Annotated in this window: 25 protein-coding genes; all 25 read left to right on the top strand. The window is 60.3% G+C overall.

Features of this window, described 5'->3' with window-relative positions; translation table 11 throughout:
* The first annotated feature begins 6 nt into the window (after positions 1 to 6).
* The 25 genes from HB780_RS06085 (at position 7) to HB780_RS05965 (ending at position 15083) form a co-directional block, all read left to right on the top strand.
* Positions 7 to 657 (top strand): regulatory protein GemA, encoded by a 651-nt coding sequence (locus HB780_RS06085; RefSeq protein ID WP_183689138.1) that lies wholly within the window; start codon positions 7 to 9, stop codon positions 655 to 657.
* A complete protein-coding gene (locus tag HB780_RS06080) occupies positions 657 to 1094 on the top strand; it encodes an ASCH domain-containing protein (RefSeq protein ID WP_183689625.1) in 438 nt (145 codons plus the stop codon). Before HB780_RS06085 ends, HB780_RS06080 begins: the two co-directional genes overlap by 1 nt.
* Positions 1095 to 1096: 2 nt before the next feature.
* Complete coding sequence (locus tag HB780_RS06075; RefSeq protein ID WP_183689137.1) at positions 1097 to 1288, top strand: hypothetical protein; 192 nt, start codon at positions 1097 to 1099, stop codon at positions 1286 to 1288.
* Positions 1281 to 1640, top strand: a complete 360-nt coding sequence (locus HB780_RS06070) for a hypothetical protein (RefSeq protein ID WP_183689136.1) — start codon at positions 1281 to 1283, stop codon at positions 1638 to 1640. Before HB780_RS06075 ends, HB780_RS06070 begins: the two co-directional genes overlap by 8 nt.
* Positions 1641 to 1743: 103 nt before the next feature.
* Positions 1744 to 2250, top strand: coding sequence for a M15 family metallopeptidase (locus tag HB780_RS06065; protein WP_183689135.1), 507 nt, complete (start codon positions 1744 to 1746; stop codon positions 2248 to 2250).
* Position 2251: 1 nt separating this feature from the next.
* A complete protein-coding gene (locus HB780_RS06060; protein ID WP_183689134.1) occupies positions 2252 to 2416 on the top strand; it encodes a hypothetical protein in 165 nt (54 codons plus the stop codon).
* On the top strand, positions 2410 to 2667 hold the full coding sequence (locus tag HB780_RS06055) for an NAD(P)+ transhydrogenase beta chain (protein WP_183689133.1): 258 nt from the start codon (positions 2410 to 2412) through the stop codon (positions 2665 to 2667). Before HB780_RS06060 ends, HB780_RS06055 begins: the two co-directional genes overlap by 7 nt.
* Positions 2664 to 3017 carry a hypothetical protein gene (locus HB780_RS06050; RefSeq protein ID WP_183689132.1) on the top strand — a complete coding sequence of 118 codons (354 nt, stop codon included), beginning with the start codon at positions 2664 to 2666 and terminating at the stop codon, positions 3015 to 3017. Before HB780_RS06055 ends, HB780_RS06050 begins: the two co-directional genes overlap by 4 nt.
* Before the next feature lie 191 nt (positions 3018 to 3208).
* Positions 3209 to 3427 (top strand): TraR/DksA C4-type zinc finger protein, encoded by a 219-nt coding sequence (locus tag HB780_RS06045; RefSeq protein WP_183689131.1) that lies wholly within the window; start codon positions 3209 to 3211, stop codon positions 3425 to 3427.
* A complete protein-coding gene (locus tag HB780_RS06040) occupies positions 3424 to 3807 on the top strand; it encodes a DUF2730 family protein (RefSeq protein ID WP_183689130.1) in 384 nt (127 codons plus the stop codon). Before HB780_RS06045 ends, HB780_RS06040 begins: the two co-directional genes overlap by 4 nt.
* Entirely contained in the window at positions 3804 to 4118 is a 315-nt protein-coding gene (locus HB780_RS06035) for a VpaChn25_0724 family phage protein (RefSeq protein WP_183689129.1), read from the top strand. The genes HB780_RS06040 and HB780_RS06035 overlap by 4 nt, the downstream gene beginning before the upstream one ends.
* 1 nt (position 4119) lies before the next feature.
* Positions 4120 to 4704, top strand: coding sequence for a DUF3486 family protein (locus HB780_RS06030; RefSeq protein WP_183689128.1), 585 nt, complete (start codon positions 4120 to 4122; stop codon positions 4702 to 4704).
* Positions 4701 to 6287, top strand: a complete 1587-nt coding sequence (locus HB780_RS06025; RefSeq protein WP_286202984.1) for a terminase large subunit domain-containing protein — start codon at positions 4701 to 4703, stop codon at positions 6285 to 6287. Before HB780_RS06030 ends, HB780_RS06025 begins: the two co-directional genes overlap by 4 nt.
* Before the next feature lie 48 nt (positions 6288 to 6335).
* The gene (locus tag HB780_RS06020; RefSeq protein ID WP_183689127.1) at positions 6336 to 7808 is read left to right on the top strand and encodes a DUF935 domain-containing protein; all 1473 of its coding nucleotides are present in this window, start codon (positions 6336 to 6338) and stop codon (positions 7806 to 7808) included.
* Positions 7801 to 9039, top strand: a complete 1239-nt coding sequence (locus tag HB780_RS06015) for a PBECR2 nuclease fold domain-containing protein (RefSeq protein ID WP_183689126.1) — start codon at positions 7801 to 7803, stop codon at positions 9037 to 9039. Before HB780_RS06020 ends, HB780_RS06015 begins: the two co-directional genes overlap by 8 nt.
* Before the next feature lie 117 nt (positions 9040 to 9156).
* Positions 9157 to 9669, top strand: coding sequence for a phage virion morphogenesis protein (locus tag HB780_RS06010; RefSeq protein ID WP_183689125.1), 513 nt, complete (start codon positions 9157 to 9159; stop codon positions 9667 to 9669).
* Positions 9670 to 9860: 191 nt separating this feature from the next.
* Positions 9861 to 10982 carry a peptidase gene (locus tag HB780_RS06005; protein WP_286202983.1) on the top strand — a complete coding sequence of 374 codons (1122 nt, stop codon included), beginning with the start codon at positions 9861 to 9863 and terminating at the stop codon, positions 10980 to 10982.
* 18 nt (positions 10983 to 11000) lie between these two features.
* Positions 11001 to 11372 (top strand): hypothetical protein, encoded by a 372-nt coding sequence (locus tag HB780_RS06000; protein ID WP_183689124.1) that lies wholly within the window; start codon positions 11001 to 11003, stop codon positions 11370 to 11372.
* Positions 11373 to 11399: 27 nt separating this feature from the next.
* The gene (locus HB780_RS05995) at positions 11400 to 12338 is read left to right on the top strand and encodes a major capsid protein (RefSeq protein ID WP_183689123.1); all 939 of its coding nucleotides are present in this window, start codon (positions 11400 to 11402) and stop codon (positions 12336 to 12338) included.
* A 115-nt stretch (positions 12339 to 12453) separates the two neighbouring features.
* Positions 12454 to 12654, top strand: a complete 201-nt coding sequence (locus tag HB780_RS05990; protein WP_183689122.1) for a hypothetical protein — start codon at positions 12454 to 12456, stop codon at positions 12652 to 12654.
* 2 nt (positions 12655 to 12656) lie between these two features.
* Entirely contained in the window at positions 12657 to 13070 is a 414-nt protein-coding gene (locus HB780_RS05985) for a gp436 family protein (protein WP_183689121.1), read from the top strand.
* Positions 13067 to 13489 (top strand): phage tail terminator protein, encoded by a 423-nt coding sequence (locus HB780_RS05980; RefSeq protein ID WP_183689120.1) that lies wholly within the window; start codon positions 13067 to 13069, stop codon positions 13487 to 13489. The genes HB780_RS05985 and HB780_RS05980 overlap by 4 nt, the downstream gene beginning before the upstream one ends.
* Positions 13486 to 13680, top strand: coding sequence for a hypothetical protein (locus tag HB780_RS05975; RefSeq protein WP_183689119.1), 195 nt, complete (start codon positions 13486 to 13488; stop codon positions 13678 to 13680). The genes HB780_RS05980 and HB780_RS05975 overlap by 4 nt, the downstream gene beginning before the upstream one ends.
* A 3-nt stretch (positions 13681 to 13683) precedes the next feature.
* Positions 13684 to 14616 (top strand): phage tail tube protein, encoded by a 933-nt coding sequence (locus tag HB780_RS05970; RefSeq protein WP_183689118.1) that lies wholly within the window; start codon positions 13684 to 13686, stop codon positions 14614 to 14616.
* A 20-nt stretch (positions 14617 to 14636) separates the two neighbouring features.
* Positions 14637 to 15083: a hypothetical protein gene (locus tag HB780_RS05965; protein WP_183689117.1), complete on the top strand. Its 447-nt coding sequence runs from the start codon at positions 14637 to 14639 to the stop codon at positions 15081 to 15083.
* Positions 15084 to 15085: the final 2 nt, after the last annotated feature.

The raw sequence follows: 15085 nt of genomic DNA, 5'->3' as shown, positions 1-15085 counted from the left end.
TGCGTAATGGGATCGTCCGTTGCCGCCATTCACGTCGCCAAGAAACAGCTCGGCCTAGACGACGATGCTTATCGAGCCAAGCTCTCCCGTATCACCGGCAAAGCTTCGCTCAAGGACATGACCGAGGCCGAGCGCCTGTCGGTGCTGACTGTTTTCCGAAATGAGGGTTTCCGCCCAGCGCCGGCACGCCGGCCGGACGGTCGGCAGAAGCTTACGGGCAAGTATGCGAAGAAGCTCCAGGCGCTGTGGATCGCCGCCTGGAACCTCGGTATCGCCCGAGATCGCGACGACAAGGCCATGCTGGCCTTCGTGAAGCGCCAGACCGGAATCGACCACACGCGCTTCCTAATCCATCAGGACGATGCCGCCAAGGCTATCGAAGGTCTCAAGGGCTGGCTCGCCCGGGAGGCGGGCGTCGGCTTCGGAAACACCAATGGTTATGAATGGCTCGCCACCGACGCCGCGAAGATCGCCTGGGCGCAGTGGAAGATGCTGCACCCCGACGCGAACCTCCTAGTTCGCAAGGGCTTCGACGAGGAGGCGGCGCGGCTGGCAGGGATCAGCATCGTATGGCTGGCAGACTTGAAACAATCGCATTGGCAAGCGGTCATGAACGCCCTTGGCGAACGCGTCCGCGCAGGAAAGGCAGGTGCGTGATGGTCGCCTACGGCTTCAAATCCTACTTCGCTCCGCAGATCGAGGACTGCTCGAAAACCCACACCATCCGTGGGCACCGCCGCCGTCACGCCCATGTCGGCGAGCAGCTGCAGCTCTTCGTCGGTCTGCGGACGCGGAACTGCCGCAGGATCATCGCCGATCCTGCCTGCGTCGCTGTGTTGCCGATCGTCATCATGTCCAGCGACCTGATCGACGCCGGCATCGCATACATCGAGATCGACGGTCGGCCACTGCACCGTGACGAGATCGAGCCCTTCGCCATTTCGGATGGCTTCGATCCCGGCCGGCTCGCCGGCCTTGCGCCATCTAGGCTGATCGGTTCGACGGCGCGGGAAACCATGGGCCGGTTCTGGCGGGAAAGCCACCAGGGGAGCCGGTTCGAAGGTGTGATCATTCGCTGGAACCCGGAGATCTGATCATGGCGGCGGTTCTTCCTCTCTTTCTCAACGATGACTTGAAGGGGCTTCGAGATCGCCGCAACGCGCTGATGAAGCGCCTGGAAACCATGCGGCCGCATGAGCGCGGCCGGTTCGAAAAGCTTGGAGAGTTGAAAGCCGTGACCAATCAGATCCTGATCGTCGAAAAACAGCTGGAGGTGCGCCGTGGCTGATATCCGCGTTCCCGCCCACCTTCAGCCGTATGTGACGGCGGTCGGCATCGAAAAGGCCGTTACCTTCCTGCTGGCCTTCGGCGGGTCTTATGTCTACCTGTCGGAAAATCCGCAGGCCCGTTCGCCCGTGGCCGAGGCGCTGGGGCGCGAGGCAACGATTGCGCTAGCAAAACAGGTCGGCGCCGGCGGCTTTCGCTGCCCGACAGGAAAGCCCTTTATCGCCGCCCATTTAAAGTATAATAAGGGCCTCACGACGAACGCCATCGCTCGCCAGCTCCACACCACGGACGTCACCGTCCGCAGCTGGCTGAAATCCGGCGAAAGCACCCAGCTCGACCTGTTTGGCACATAACCCGCAAACCCTTGCGGCTGTTTTGGTGCGGCCGTAACGAGCAAATTCCCCCTCAGCAAAGCCGGCTTTTGCCCGGCTTTTTCTTTAACTGCTGGGGGTTCCCGTGAACAATTGGCCTGCTCAATCCGCCGCCGCGTCCTTTTACGGCAACAACATCAAGATCGTTAAGGGTGTCGCCGGCGCTGATCCAGCATGGGAAAAGGCGAACCTTGTCTTGGTCCCGATCCCGTGGAAGGCCGTTGCCTCCTGGGACAAGTCACTCACCATCAAGTCCTTCCGCGTCCATCGCAAGGTTGCTGAAAGCCTCGGCCGCATCCTCAACAAGATCTGGCAGGACTTCGGCTGCAGCCAGAAGGCCATCGAAGCCGCGAACCTCTACCTGATCGGCGGCGGCTACAACTGGCGTCAGATGCGCGGCATCTCCCGCCTGTCGATGCACGCGCTGGGCTGTGCCGTCGATTTTGATCCGGATCACAATGGCCTGGGCGATCCGACGCCTGCCATGGATCCGCGCGTCATTGCTGCCTTTGAAGCCGAGGGCTGGATCTGGGGCGGTCGATGGAGTGTCCAGCGCCGGGATGGAATGCACTTCCAGGCGGCGATCGTCTGACATGTGGCTGGGGAAGTGGAGCGTCATCGCCATCCTGATCGCCGTGGGCCTGTTGTTCTGCTTCCTGGCGCACCTGTTCGGCGACCGTGACCTTGTGATTGCGGTTGCCATGGTTGTTGTCGCGGCGCTCGCCTCGCTGATCGCAGGGATCGTATTCGAATGGTAGCGAAACCCGCCTATCGAACATCGAAGAAGGCGCTCTGGCTGTCTTCGGCCCTGGCATGGCTCGTGATCCTGTCGCTGACCGTAGGCGCATGCCTCGGCTCGGAACAGGCCGTCGCCTTCGGCTCGATCGCCGTGCCGTCCATGGTGATGATCATCGTCGGACTGCTCGGCGTCCATCGCGGCTTCGGATCCTACGACATGCGCCTGGCAATGCGCGGATCGCACCGAGATCCGCCCGAGGAGAGACCATGAATCGCTATTTAATCATTGCCCTGGCCGGCCTTGCGGCGATCGCCATCATCGCCGGCCTCTGCCTTCTCACCATCACCAGGATCGACGACATGATCGACAAGGCTACGGCCTCTGTCCGTCAGGAGCGCGATGCCTACTGGACCGGCCAGATCGAGAAATCCAATGCCGAGGCAAACGCCAAGATTGCCCAGGCGCTCAAGGAAACCATGGCAGTGCAGGACGCGGCCCGCGATCAGATCGCAACCGCCGAACAACGAGCCGCAAACTTGGAGAAGGAAAATGCAGCGCTTCCAGATGATGGCACTGGCGGTCTTAGCCGCGAGCGCGTCCGCCTGCTCAACAAGCGATAAGTCGCTGCCTGTCGTGAAGACGGTCTATGTCGAACGGGAAGTTCCGCCCGCCGCGAAGATCCCGTGCGCGCCGCCTGTCCCTTTGCCGGATCGGAAGCTTAGCGATGAGGAGACCGGCTCCTATTGGGGTATCGACCGCACGAGCTTGCGCACCTGCGAAACCCGGCGTGCTGCCGGCGCGGGAGGCACGAATGTACAGTGATTTCGATCGCGAAGTCGGCGAAGCCCGCGTCGAGCAGGAGCGCGATGCTCGAGTCGGTGAAGTGCGCGCGAAACTCACCCGCGCCGGCACGCTCGAATGCGTCGACTGCGGCTGCACCATCTCGCTCGCCCGCCGCCAGGTCTATCCAGCCGCCACGCGCTGCGCCGAATGCCAGACCGATTTTGAACGGGAAGTATACTGCCGATGACGCTTCCAGAGATCTTGCTCTACCTCAATCTGGTGCTGTCCGGGCTTGCTCTCCTGGGCCACGCGAAGGGCTATTTTTCCTCGGGAGAAAAGAAGCTCGCGGAAGACGTCATGGCGCTCACCGACAAGCTGACCGAGTTTGTCGTGGCGCTGAACAAGGAAATGGAAGCTAACGAGAAGAAGCTCATTGAGCATGATCGAAGGATCCAGGCGGCCGAGAGCGAGATCAAGTATCTGCCCGATCGTGAATCCCAACATCGGATGGAATTGCAGCTGGCAACACTGAATGGTCGCTTTGCCACGCTGGAAGAAAAACTTAGGCCGATCGCCGCGACAGGCGAGCGGCTCCACGACCTTTTGATGGAGCAGGCGAGAAAATGAGTGATCTATCCACTGACCTGCAACGCATTCTCCGCGAAGAGGCTCGGCTGACGATCCTGAAGGCATTGGGCGCGCAGGACAACGAAACGCTTTCCTCCAGCATGATCGAAGAGATCCTGCCGCAGTTCGCCATCCGTCAGGAACGGCCGTGGATCCACCAGCAGATGGTCTACTTGCGGGATATGGGCGCTATCACCCTGCATGATGCCGGCTCCGTCAAAATCGGCACGCTCACCAATCTCGGCCGTCGTCACCTCGATCGCGATACGATCATCGAAGGCGTGAAGCGCCCCAGCCGAAGGGGTGACTAAGATGGGGCGCGGCCGGCTAAATCAGATTGAGCTGCTGCCGGAGCCCTGCGCTCCGGTTGTCGCGTGGGCGGTCGAGCAGCTGCAGGACCGTGACCGCACCCAGACCGAAATCTACGAGGAGTTTGCAGCCAAGCTGCAAGCACTCGACAAGGAATATCGTGGCGAGCTGGAGATCAAGGTCCCCAGCTTCAGCGCCTTCAACCGCTATTCCCTCAAGCTCGCCACCATGACGCGCCGGCTCGACGAAACCCGTGAGATAGCTACGGCGATCGCTGGCAAGTTCGATGCCCAGGCGAGCGATGACCTGACGCTGATCGCGGCCGAGGCGATCAAGACGCTGATATTTGAGCTGCTGACCAGCAAGGGCGAAAGCGGCATTGATCCGAAGGGTGCCATGTCGCTTGCCAATGCGCTGCGCGCTGCCGCCCAGGCGCAGACGGTTTCCACAGCCCGCCGTCAGAAGGTTGAGGCAGACTTCGCCGACAAGGCCGCGAAGGCCGTCAACAGTGTCACCAAGTCCAGGGGCCTTAGCGCCGAAACCGCGCAGGATATCCTGTCGCAGATCCTCGGAGTGGAGAAGCAATGAGCGGACCGCTTTCGAAAGAGGAATGGGCAAGGATCAGGCGTCTATCAACTGACGCCATGCAGGACGTCGTCGATAAAGTCGGTCTCCCAAAGGCGCTGCTGGCCTATCAAGGCCGCGTCATCTCGCTCATGGAATCGACAGCCGTCGAAGTTCTGTTTGTCGAGAAGTCCCGCCGTATCGGTCTCACCTGGGGCTTCGCCGCTTATGCAGCGCTGAAGGCCGCACGCGAGAAAGCCGCTGGCGGCATGGATGTAATGTACATCTCCTATGCCCAGGACATGACCCGCGAATTCATCGACGCCTGCGCTATGTGGGCACGCGCCTATTCGCTTGCGGCCATGGAAGCCGAGGAATTCCTGTTCGACGACAAGTCGCCCGATGGCGATAAGTCGATCCAGGCGTTCCGGATCCGCTTTGCCTCTGGCTTCGAGATCATCGCCCTTTCGTCAGCGCCGCGCACGCTGCGCGGTAAGCAGGGCATCGTGATGATCGACGAGGCCGCGTTCGTCGATAACCTGGCCGAGCTTCTAAAGGCGGCGTTGGCGTTCCTCATGTGGGGCGGCAAGGTTATCGTCTGCTCCACGCACAACGGTTTCGAAAACGTCTTCAACCAGCAGATTCAGGATGTCCATGCGGGCAAGCTGCCTTACGCCCATGTGAAGATCGACCTCGACAGCGCCCTGCAGGATGGTCTTTACGAGCGCATCTGCTTTGTCACCCGCAAGGAGTGGTCTCCCGAGGCGGAAGCCGAATGGCGCGAGAAGATCATCAAGTTCTATGCGGCCGGCGCTGACGAAGAGCTGTTCTGCATTCCCTCGCAATCGGGCGGTGCCTATCTGTCGCGTGCGTTGATCGACGCTCGGATGGACCCGGAAATCCCGGTCATCCGCTGGACGCCGCCGAAGGGCTTCGTCGACTGGCAAAAGCATGTCCGCGAGGCCGAGGCCAAGGCATTTTGCGAGGAGAAGCTGAAACCCTTGCTCGACAAGATCGAGCGCTCCTGGCGTTCGTGCCTTGGCCAGGACTTCGCGCGATCGCAGGACTTGTCGGTCATTCACCCCATGCTGGTGACGGGCAACCTGATGCGCCGCACTCCGTTCATTCTGGAGTTGCGTGACGTTCCTTTCACGACGCAAGAGCAGATCCTTTTCTACATCATCGACCGTTTGCCGCGGTTCTTTCATGCCGCCCTCGATGCCGGTGGCAACGGCGCATATCTGGCCGAAGCCACGCGTCAGAAGTTGGGACCTTCGCTCGTCTCGGAGATCAAGTTCAGCCAGGACTGGTACATGCTGAATATGCCGAAACTGAAGGATGCCTTCGAGAACGGCTATATCGATCTCCCGCGCGACGATGACACCATGGGCGATTATCGCCTCCTGCAGATGACGCGCGGCGTGGCCAAGATCCCGGAGAATGTTCACACCATCGGTGCCGATGGACACAAGCGGCACGGCGACAGCGCTATTGCCGGAGCGCTCGCATATTTCGCGTCCAACCAGGACAGCGGCCCGATCGGCGGGGAGCCGTGGGCGAGAACAAGGAAACGAGCAGCCAGATGGCTGAATTCCTGCAGGCCGTAAGCGGCAATACGCTGGTTGCAACCCTGACCAACTTCTTGAGGATGTAACATGGCAAATCCGGTCACCACGGAAATCGCAACCATACAGTCGGACCCGTTTGTGCCGTTCTTCCAGACGGTTATGCAGCCGACGGACGAGGTACTAGTGTCGCGTGGCGGCGCGTCGGCCTACAAGGTCTATGACGAGATCCGACGCGATCCACATGCCTTTGCCATCCTGCAGAAGCGCAAGCTCGAAGTGGTCAGCCGGGAATGGAAGGTGTTCGAGGCTTCCGATCGCCGGATCGACAAGCGGATCGCGGCCGAGGTTGAACTATGGCTGAAGGCGGTCAATTTTGACCGCCTGACCAAAGGGCTGCTGGGTGCTGTGCTGAAGGGCTTTGCTGTCGGCGAGATCATGTGGATCAACGACGAAGGTGTCTGGAAGCCCTCTTCGATCAAGGTCAAGAAACAGCGGCGCTTCCGGTTCGATATGGATGGAAACCTGCGCGTCCTGACCCGATCTTCACCGGTCGACGGCATTGCGGTGCCAGATCGTAAGTTTGTTATCCATCGCCATTCCGTCGATGACGACGATGACGACCCCTACGGCGTCGGCCTCGGTTCGGTGCTGTTCTGGCCCGCCTGGTTCAAGCGCCAGGTTTTGGCAAACTGGCTACAGGCCACCCGCAAGCATGCGTCGCCGACGACGCTTGGACAGTATCAGGGTGGCTTCGATCAGCTGAAACAAGATCAGCTGGCGGGTGTGTTTGCGTCCATGCAGGGATCCGACAGCCTCATCTTTCCCGAGAACGTGAAGGTCGAGCTGCTCGAAGCCAAGACCCAGGGCGATCAATTCGCGACACTTTCGCGCTATCTCGACGAGCTAATGAGCGAAGCGGTATTGGGTGAGACCTTGAGCACCAATTCCGGTGAACGCGGTGCTCGGTCCCTGGGCGAAATCCACAACGAAGTCCGTATCGCGATCGCGAAGGCCGATGCGGATTTGACTTGCCAGACCATCAAGGAAACAGCGGTTCAGTGGTACGTGGATCTAAACTATCCGGGCGAAGCGGTTCCGGACGTATGGCGCGACTTCTCCGAGGCCGAAGATCTGGACGAAAAGGTCAAGCGCGACGAGACCATTTACGGCATGGGCTATAAGCCAGCCTCGGTGGACTACATCAACGATACCTATGGCGGCGAGTGGGTAGAGCAGCAGAAGATTGCCGAACCAAACCCAGCCGACCAGCAGCCGAGTGCCGCCGCAGGTCTTGCCTTCGCCGATCCGGAGCGTCCGGAAACGCAGTCCGAGAAAACCGTCGCGGATCTTTCGGACCAACTGGCCACCCTCGGCCGGCCGGCGATCGACACCATGATCGCCGATATCGAGGCAGCCTTTAGCGAGGCGACATCCTATGACGATCTGGCCGAGCGCCTGGCGCGATTGTCCGGCGACATGTCGATCGACGATCTCGCACAGCTAATGGCGCAGGCGACTGTGGCGGCGGACCTGGAAGGGCAAGCATCCGGCAATGGCTGATCAACTCCCTTTCCAGGAAGCGATCGACTTTCTGCGCAACAAGGTCAACCTGCCGACCAAGCGCTGGGACGATGTCATGCGGCAGGGCCAGGTGCGCGGCTTCACCGTGGCCGGCATCGCCCGCGACGATATGCTCTCGGATTTCATGGCGGCACTGCTGACGGCTCGCACTGCCGGCACGGGCTTTAACGAGTTTCGAAAGACCTTTGACGAGATCGTCGATCGCACCGGCTGGAAGTTTAATGCCAAGGGCGGCACTGACGAGGAGCGCCACGAATGGCGCGCCGGGATCATCTACAGGACGAACATGCGCACATCCTATATGGCTGGGCGCTGGAAGCAGCTGACCGATCCGGACGTTCTGAAATACCGGCCCTATCTCCAGTATGTCCATTCACGTGCACTGCATCCCCGTTTGCTGCATCTACATTGGGATGGCCTTGTTCTCGCTACGATCGACCCTGCCTGGAGATACATGTTTCCGCCAAACGGCTGGGGCTGTGGTTGCGATGTCAAAGCCCTCTCTGAACGGGATTTGAAGCGGCTTGGAAAATCCGGTCCCGATGAGGCTCCGGACCTGACGCCATATGAGAGCGTGGATCCACGCACCGGCTATCCGGAGCTGCGTTATCCCGGCATCGATCGCGGCTGGGACTACAATGTCGGCGAGGAATGGCTTTCTGGCATCGTGCCCACGGAGCTGCGCCAGCCGCTCGCCCCTGCAGATGCCGTGCCGCAGCAGCGATCACTGCCTCCATTGCCGCCAGAGACGAAGGCGGATCCGACAGAAGTTCTTCCCGCCGATCGGGGGCCTGACGAATATGCGTCGGCCTTTCTGTCGCGGTTCGGCTTGCAAGGCGACGAGAAAGGCTATTACCGGGACCCATCGGGCGGCATCATTGCCATCAGCAAGGCACTCTTCGAGCAACGCATGCCTGACGGCACTGTCGTTGGTCTCAAGAGCGGCAAGCGCGGACGCGGTCAATATGCTGCTCTCCTGGCGGATGCCATCAGGGAGCCCGACGAGATCTGGGTTGACTGGGCCAGCGTCAAGTCAGGCATCGTGCTGCGAAGGGCCTATTTGAAACGCGTCCTGTTGCCGGACGGAAAGAGCCTCTTCCTTCGCTTCGAATGGACGAAGGCCGGCTGGACCGCCATCACCGGTTTCGACACCACCGATAGCTACATTCAGGGGTTCAGGAAAGGTGCGTTGCTCTACCGCAAAAAATAAAGGCGCGCATTCCGGTGCGCGCCTCGGGCAGACAGATCTACGGAGGGCTCCGGAAAGCCTCGATCTGCCATGCCTCAAATATACTACGCGTGGCCGCGCAAAACAATGGAGGCCAAAATGAGCGCAGCAACACTGACGATCGACGACAAGGAAATCATTGACGCCCTCGATCGCCTGCTGGCTGCGGCCGGCACCCTGACGCCCGTTTACAAGAACATCGGCGAGTATGAGGCCGAGGCGACCAAGGAGCGGTTTCGCACCCAGCAGGATCCGGACGGCAATGCCTGGCAGAAGCTCAACGATCTCTATGCCCTCACGAAGAAGGGCGCTTCGATCCTTGTCGGCGCGACGCGCGATCTGTCCAGCATCATCTGGCAGCTCGCATCGAGCGGGGTGGAGATCGGCTCCAATGTGATCTACGCCCGTGCCCACAACGAGGGCGCAACCATCGTTCCGAAGAACGCCGCCGCGCTGATGTTCTCCATGGGCGGGCAGACCTTCATGGTGAAAAAGGTCACAATCCCCCGGCGTCAATTTCTCGGCTTCAGCAGCGAGGACCAGGTCCGTATTCAGGAGATCATTGAGGATCACTTCCTGGATGCGATCGAGAATACGGCCGGATCGAAATAGCGGCCCCAGAAACGCGCTCAGGGGCTCCGGACGGGAGATTGCCGCAGGCGACGCCTCAATCGCCGTCTACGGCCTTAGAAACCACTTTAACGGCGAAGCCTTGCCCCTGGGGGCGGGTGTGATATGTCTCTGACAGGCTAATCGCTTCCGATCGCCGGTTTCCCACAAACCCTTGCGGCTGTTTTGCCGAAATGCCCTGGGCCAATCTGCCCGGCATGAAACCGATCGATATTTTCCGCACTGGCAACCACACCGATAGCCAAGGCCGGCCGTTTTCCTTCACGGATGACGACCTGCAGGCGATCGCCACGCAATACGATACGGCGCTGCATGAAGCGCCGATCGTCGTCGGGCATCCGAAACAGGATGCACCGGCCTATGGCTGGATCAAGTCCGTTTCGTTCAGGGACGGTCATCTTGTTGCCGAGCCGCAAAACGTCGAGCCGCAGTTTGCCGAGCTGGTGAAGGATCGTCGGTTCAGCAAGGTCTCTTCGAGCTTCTATCCGCCCAATCATCCGAACAACCCGACGCCAGGGAAATATTACCTGAAGCACGTCGGCTTCCTGGGCGCGGCAGCGCCCGCCGTGAAGGGATTGAAGTCGATCGAGTTCGCCGACGACGCCGATGTTGTCCAGTTCGATGATGCGGCCATCGTTCGGACGGCGTGGGTCTTCGACACGATCGCCGGCCTGTTTCGTACTTTCCGGGAATCGATCATCGCCGACAAGGGCATCGAAGCGGCCGACGCGGTCGTTCCGTCCTGGCGCATCGACACCATCACCGAGGCTGCACAGCTGATCCGCGATCCGGAGCCCGCAGCACCGTTCACCACCTACACCGAAAAAGAGGATGTCATGGACGCAGCCAAAATTGCCGAACTGGAACGCCGTGAGCGTGAGATCGCGGAGCGTGAAACGAGCTTTGCGGAAAAGGCCCGCAAGAACGAAGAGACTGCGCGCGCCGCCCGCACTGCCGAAGACGAAGTGTTCGTCAACGGAGTTGTTTCGGCCGGCCGTCTCCCTGTCGGGCTGAAGCCGTTGGTGACGGCGATCTTCGCTGACCTGGACAATGGCGTTCTTTCGTTCTCGGAAGATGGCGAAAGCAAGTCGCTGTCCGCTCGCGAGGGCTTCCGCCAGTTGCTCGGCAAGCTGCCAGTTCCCGTGGCAACGGGCGAGGTCGCTGCCGGCGACGGTCCCGACTTCTCCGATCCGGCCCATGTCAAGGACGCGATCAATACCGAAATCGAAGCGGCGCGCGGGCGTGGCGAGACAATCTCGCCGGCTGAAGCGGCCATGCGCCTCACCAAACGCTAAGGCCAGAAAGGGTCCAGCATGAGCAAGCTTATCAAGTCTTTCGTCGCTGTCGCGGCCATCGGTCACCAGGTGCTGGTCAAGGCTGGCGCATCTGACGGTCAGGTCGATCTTGCGACCGCGCCCGCCGACAAGATCATCGGTGTCACCGATTATCCGGGCGGTGCTGCGGCCGGCGAGCGCATCGATGTCGTTCTGTTTGGCGAAACCGAAGTCCAGGTTGGCGGCACTGTCACCTTCGGCTCGTTCTTCACGGCCGGTGCTGGCGGCAAGGCCGTCGCCGCAGCTCCCGCCGCCGCCGCCAACGCGCGAACAGGCGGCATCCTCACCATCGGCGCTGTCTCTGGTGACATCGCCCGTGTCCTCGTAACCCCCGGCCAGATCCAGGGCTGATCGCCCTCAACTTTCTAAGGAGTCAACATGAGCACGAGCGGCACGCCGTTCCCCGTCGATCCGGTGCTGACCGGTATCATCAACGCCTACAAGAACAATACGCTGATCGCCGACCTGGTGATGCCGCGCCTGACGCCGAACCTGCCGAAGAAGAAGTTCACCTGGTGGTCGTTCGCGTTCGGTCAGTTCATCACCGTCCAGGACACGAAAGTCGGCCGTAAGTCCTCGCCCAATGAAGTCGAGTTTCAGGGTGACGAGCACGAAGACAAGACCGACGATTACGGTCTCGACGACGTCATTCCGCTCGATGACATCAACAATGCGCCGGCCGGCTACGATCCGCGCGCGTTCTCCGCGCAGAAGCTCATCGATCTGGTGCTTCTGGATCGCGAAGTCCGCGTCGCCAACAAGGCGTTCGACGGAAGTCTCTATCCTGCCAGCAACAAGGAAACACTGACCGGCACGGACAAGTGGTCGGATGCCGCCAGCAATCCGATCCGGCTGATCAGCGAAGCCGCCGACACCATGGTCATGCGCCCGAACAACATGGTGCTGGGCCGCGTCGAATGGACCGGCTTACGCACCAACCCGACTGTGCTTCAGGCGCTTACAGTATCCGGATCCGACAAGGGCATGGCGAACAAGCGCGCCGTGGCTGATCTGTTGGAGCTGGATGACATCATCATCGGCGAAGGCTGGATCAACAGCTCGAAGAAGGGGCAGGCCGTCAGCATGCAGCGCGCCTGGAGCGGCAATGCGTTGCTGTTCTTCAAGGCACCTCTCGCCAGCTCGATAGATGCGACGCCGACCTTTGCCTGGACTGCACAGCATGGCGAACGCGTCTCCGGATCGATGGACGAACCGAAGATCGGTCTCAAGGGGTCCGTCCGTGTCCGCTCCGGCGAAAGCGTCAAGGAAGTCGTGGCGGCTCCGGAGCTTGGATATCTTTTGGAAGACGTCCTCTGACGCCTTCGGGTGGATTTCGAGCGGGAGCGTCGCGAGGACAATGTCCTTAGCCCGGCTGGCGTCATGCGCCAGCCAACAGCGGCAGTTCATCAACAACCTTTGAAAAGGAAAGACCATGGCCGCGAAAAAAGGCGATGCCGCCGATCAGGTGGAGAAGTTCAGCGTCGTACTGCTGAAACCTGCACGTATCGACGGTGTCAAGCGCATGCCGGATGAGATTGTCGATGTCTCCGCCACGGTGCTTGAGCAGCTTGAAGATGCCGAGGCCGTCGAGCCGCGCGCCAAAGAAGCTGCCGAATCCGAACAGCAGGTGTAGTCATGGCCGTTTATGCGACGCTGTCCGATCTCATTGAGCGTGCTGGCGAGGACGAAATCCTCCAGGTCGCCGACCGCGATCGTGACGGCGTTGCGGACGCGGATGTCATCGACAAGGCGATCGCCACGGCAGGCAGCGAGATCGACGGCTATATCGGTACTCGCTATGGCCTCCCGCTTCCGGCTATTCCCGAACTGGTTCGCACCTGGGCGGTGTCGATTGCCCGCTACCATCTGCATCTGAACGGCGCTCCGGACCATGTGGTCCGCGACTGGAAAGCTGCCATGGATGCGCTGAAAGACGTGGCGACCGGAAAGATCAATCTACCGTTTGACGATGCCAGCCAGAAGCCGAGTGACGGCGCTGGTCGCGTCATCCTGGTGAAGCCGAACTGCAATTATGAGGGCTTCCTATGATCTCGGCCGTCATAGCGCGCCTTAAGGCGGAAACGACGCTGGCCGATGTCCTGGCGGCCGAGGATCTGGAAGCGCTTTCGAATGGCGTCATGCCAAGGACCCGCACTGTCTTCGTTCTGCCTTTCCGGGAGAACGCCGAGCCCAATCAGTTCTCGTCCGGCGGTTTTCGTCAGTCGATCGAAGTCTGGATCATCATCGCCTTCTTCATCCGACGCTACGACGACGCCAAGGGCAGCGATCGGCTCACCGAATACGAGCAGATCCGTGACGAGATCGAAGGCGCGCTGGCCGGCTGGGCATGGGACGAAAGCGAGGAACTGTTCGAGCTGGTTGCCAGCCAGTCGAGTTCGGCGCTCGGCAAAGGAGCAACCGTGTTCGTCCAGACCTGGAAAACCACTCGAACTTTGGAGAGCACATGACGCACCCGCAAACTGGCGGCTCCTATCGCCGCGAAAAGAACGGAAGCCTGACGCCGATCGCCGCGCCGGCCGACGTTACACCCGAAACGTCGGCCGAGGCATCGACCGCGACAGAACTCCAAGCCGGACAGCCGGCCGTCGTTGAAACCCCAGCCGAAGAAGAGACCGGCGGCAAAAAGGGAAAGGCCTGATCCATGACGATATACGCAAGAAACAAAGCCCTGCTGGTAAAGATCGAGACCGCTTACGGCACCGATCCGACACCAACCGGTGCCTTGAACGCTATCCAGGCATCCAACTTCAACTTCGAGCCGTCTGTTGGTCAGGACGTCAGCCGTGATCTGATCCTGCCGTATATGGGCCACCAGGGTGTGATCCTGACCGGTAACTATGCCCGGATCGCCTTCGACGTCGAAGTGGCTGGTTCAGGAGATCCGGGCACGCCGCCCGCCTATGGACCTTTGCTTCGCGCCTCCCAGATGGCCGAAGTCATCACCGTCGATACGGACGTCAAGTACAATCCGATCTCCAGCAACTTCGAGTCGGCCACGATCTATTTTGTCAACGGTGCCATCAAGCACATCATGCTTGGTTGCCGTGGCACCTGGAAGCTGGACTTTCAGCCATCGCAGATTGCGCGCTGGTCATTCACTATCACCGGTCTGCTTGGCGTCATCTCGGATTCGCCAACGATGCCGGTCGGCATGGATCTTACGAAGTTCATCAAGCCGGTTCCGGTTTCGAAGGCGAATACCACGTTCTCGCTCTTCGGCTATGCCGGCGCGTGCGAGGCTTTCTCCTTCGATCTTGGCGCGGACATCCAGCCGCGTCTGCTCATCAACGCCGAAAGCATCGAGTCGGTTGATCGACAGATGACCGGTCAGACGACCATGGCGGCGGCCTCGCTTGCAACGATAGACTGGTTCGGTATGGCCAGCGCGCATGAGACTGGTGTGATGGCTGCGCAGCACGGCACCGTGGCCGGCAATATCGTCGGCTTCGACGGCGCGAATTTCCAACTCGGCCGCGCGACCTACACGGAAAACCAGAAGATCATCAACAACCAGCTTCCACTGATGGCGTTGCCGACTGTGGGCAACGACGAATTTTTCGTCACCATCAAGTAAGTTTCAAAGGGCTTTTAAACATGTTCAAAATCGTTTCGAACCTGACCGCATGGTGGCCGGTAACCGTCCTTGAACCGGACAATGACAATCCCGGGACATTGAAGGAAGAGACCTTCGAGGTCGAGTTCGTCATTCGTGGCCGCAATGAACTGAAGGTCAACCAGGACGAGCGCAAAGCCCTGGTCAAACAGCTGCCAAGTGGCGATGATTTTCTGAGCGACCATGCGGCCGCTACAGCAAAAGGGGAAAAGATCGGCGCAAAGATCGAGGCTCATGATCGGAAGATGGATCATCTGAGCATCAAGAACTGGCGCGGTATCCTCGACGAGCATGGGAATCCCCTCCCATTCACGGCGGCTGCACTCGATATGGCCCTCAATCATGATCGCATCCGCGCTGCCCTCAACAAGGCCTTTGAGGAAGCCGTCTCGAACGACAAGGCGCGCGTGGGAAACTCGAAAGCCTAGCC

Origin of the sequence: Rhizobium lusitanum (genome assembly GCF_014189535.1) — a bacterium.
GTDB lineage: Bacteria > Pseudomonadota > Alphaproteobacteria > Rhizobiales > Rhizobiaceae > Rhizobium > Rhizobium lusitanum_C.
Note: the sequence above shows the minus strand (reverse complement) of the source record. Positions and strands in the feature narration are given on the sequence as shown.

Bases quoted from the DNA above. Each gene is read 5' to 3' on its own strand.
- HB780_RS06035 (WP_183689129.1), top strand. From the start codon at position 3,804: ATGAGTGATCTATCCACTGACCTGCAACGCATTCTCCGCGAAGAGGCT.
- HB780_RS06030 (WP_183689128.1), top strand. From the start codon at position 4,120: ATGGGGCGCGGCCGGCTAAATCAGATTGAGCTGCTGCCGGAGCCCTGC.
- HB780_RS06040 (WP_183689130.1), top strand. From the start codon at position 3,424: ATGACGCTTCCAGAGATCTTGCTCTACCTCAATCTGGTGCTGTCCGGG.
- HB780_RS06015 (WP_183689126.1), top strand. From the start codon at position 7,801: ATGGCTGATCAACTCCCTTTCCAGGAAGCGATCGACTTTCTGCGCAAC.
- HB780_RS06055 (WP_183689133.1), top strand. From the start codon at position 2,410: ATGGTAGCGAAACCCGCCTATCGAACATCGAAGAAGGCGCTCTGGCTG.
- HB780_RS05975 (WP_183689119.1), top strand. From the start codon at position 13,486: ATGACGCACCCGCAAACTGGCGGCTCCTATCGCCGCGAAAAGAACGGA.
- HB780_RS06005 (WP_286202983.1), top strand. From the start codon at position 9,861: ATGCCCTGGGCCAATCTGCCCGGCATGAAACCGATCGATATTTTCCGC.
- HB780_RS06010 (WP_183689125.1), top strand. From the start codon at position 9,157: ATGAGCGCAGCAACACTGACGATCGACGACAAGGAAATCATTGACGCC.
- HB780_RS06020 (WP_183689127.1), top strand. From the start codon at position 6,336: ATGGCAAATCCGGTCACCACGGAAATCGCAACCATACAGTCGGACCCG.
- HB780_RS06000 (WP_183689124.1), top strand. From the start codon at position 11,001: ATGAGCAAGCTTATCAAGTCTTTCGTCGCTGTCGCGGCCATCGGTCAC.
- HB780_RS06080 (WP_183689625.1), top strand. From the start codon at position 657: ATGGTCGCCTACGGCTTCAAATCCTACTTCGCTCCGCAGATCGAGGAC.
- HB780_RS05990 (WP_183689122.1), top strand. From the start codon at position 12,454: ATGGCCGCGAAAAAAGGCGATGCCGCCGATCAGGTGGAGAAGTTCAGC.
- HB780_RS06075 (WP_183689137.1), top strand. From the start codon at position 1,097: ATGGCGGCGGTTCTTCCTCTCTTTCTCAACGATGACTTGAAGGGGCTT.
- HB780_RS06085 (WP_183689138.1), top strand. From the start codon at position 7: ATGGGATCGTCCGTTGCCGCCATTCACGTCGCCAAGAAACAGCTCGGC.
- HB780_RS05965 (WP_183689117.1), top strand. From the start codon at position 14,637: ATGTTCAAAATCGTTTCGAACCTGACCGCATGGTGGCCGGTAACCGTC.
- HB780_RS06060 (WP_183689134.1), top strand. From the start codon at position 2,252: ATGTGGCTGGGGAAGTGGAGCGTCATCGCCATCCTGATCGCCGTGGGC.
- HB780_RS05980 (WP_183689120.1), top strand. From the start codon at position 13,067: ATGATCTCGGCCGTCATAGCGCGCCTTAAGGCGGAAACGACGCTGGCC.
- HB780_RS05985 (WP_183689121.1), top strand. From the start codon at position 12,657: ATGGCCGTTTATGCGACGCTGTCCGATCTCATTGAGCGTGCTGGCGAG.
- HB780_RS06050 (WP_183689132.1), top strand. From the start codon at position 2,664: ATGAATCGCTATTTAATCATTGCCCTGGCCGGCCTTGCGGCGATCGCC.
- HB780_RS06045 (WP_183689131.1), top strand. From the start codon at position 3,209: ATGTACAGTGATTTCGATCGCGAAGTCGGCGAAGCCCGCGTCGAGCAG.
- HB780_RS05995 (WP_183689123.1), top strand. From the start codon at position 11,400: ATGAGCACGAGCGGCACGCCGTTCCCCGTCGATCCGGTGCTGACCGGT.
- HB780_RS06025 (WP_286202984.1), top strand. From the start codon at position 4,701: ATGAGCGGACCGCTTTCGAAAGAGGAATGGGCAAGGATCAGGCGTCTA.
- HB780_RS05970 (WP_183689118.1), top strand. From the start codon at position 13,684: ATGACGATATACGCAAGAAACAAAGCCCTGCTGGTAAAGATCGAGACC.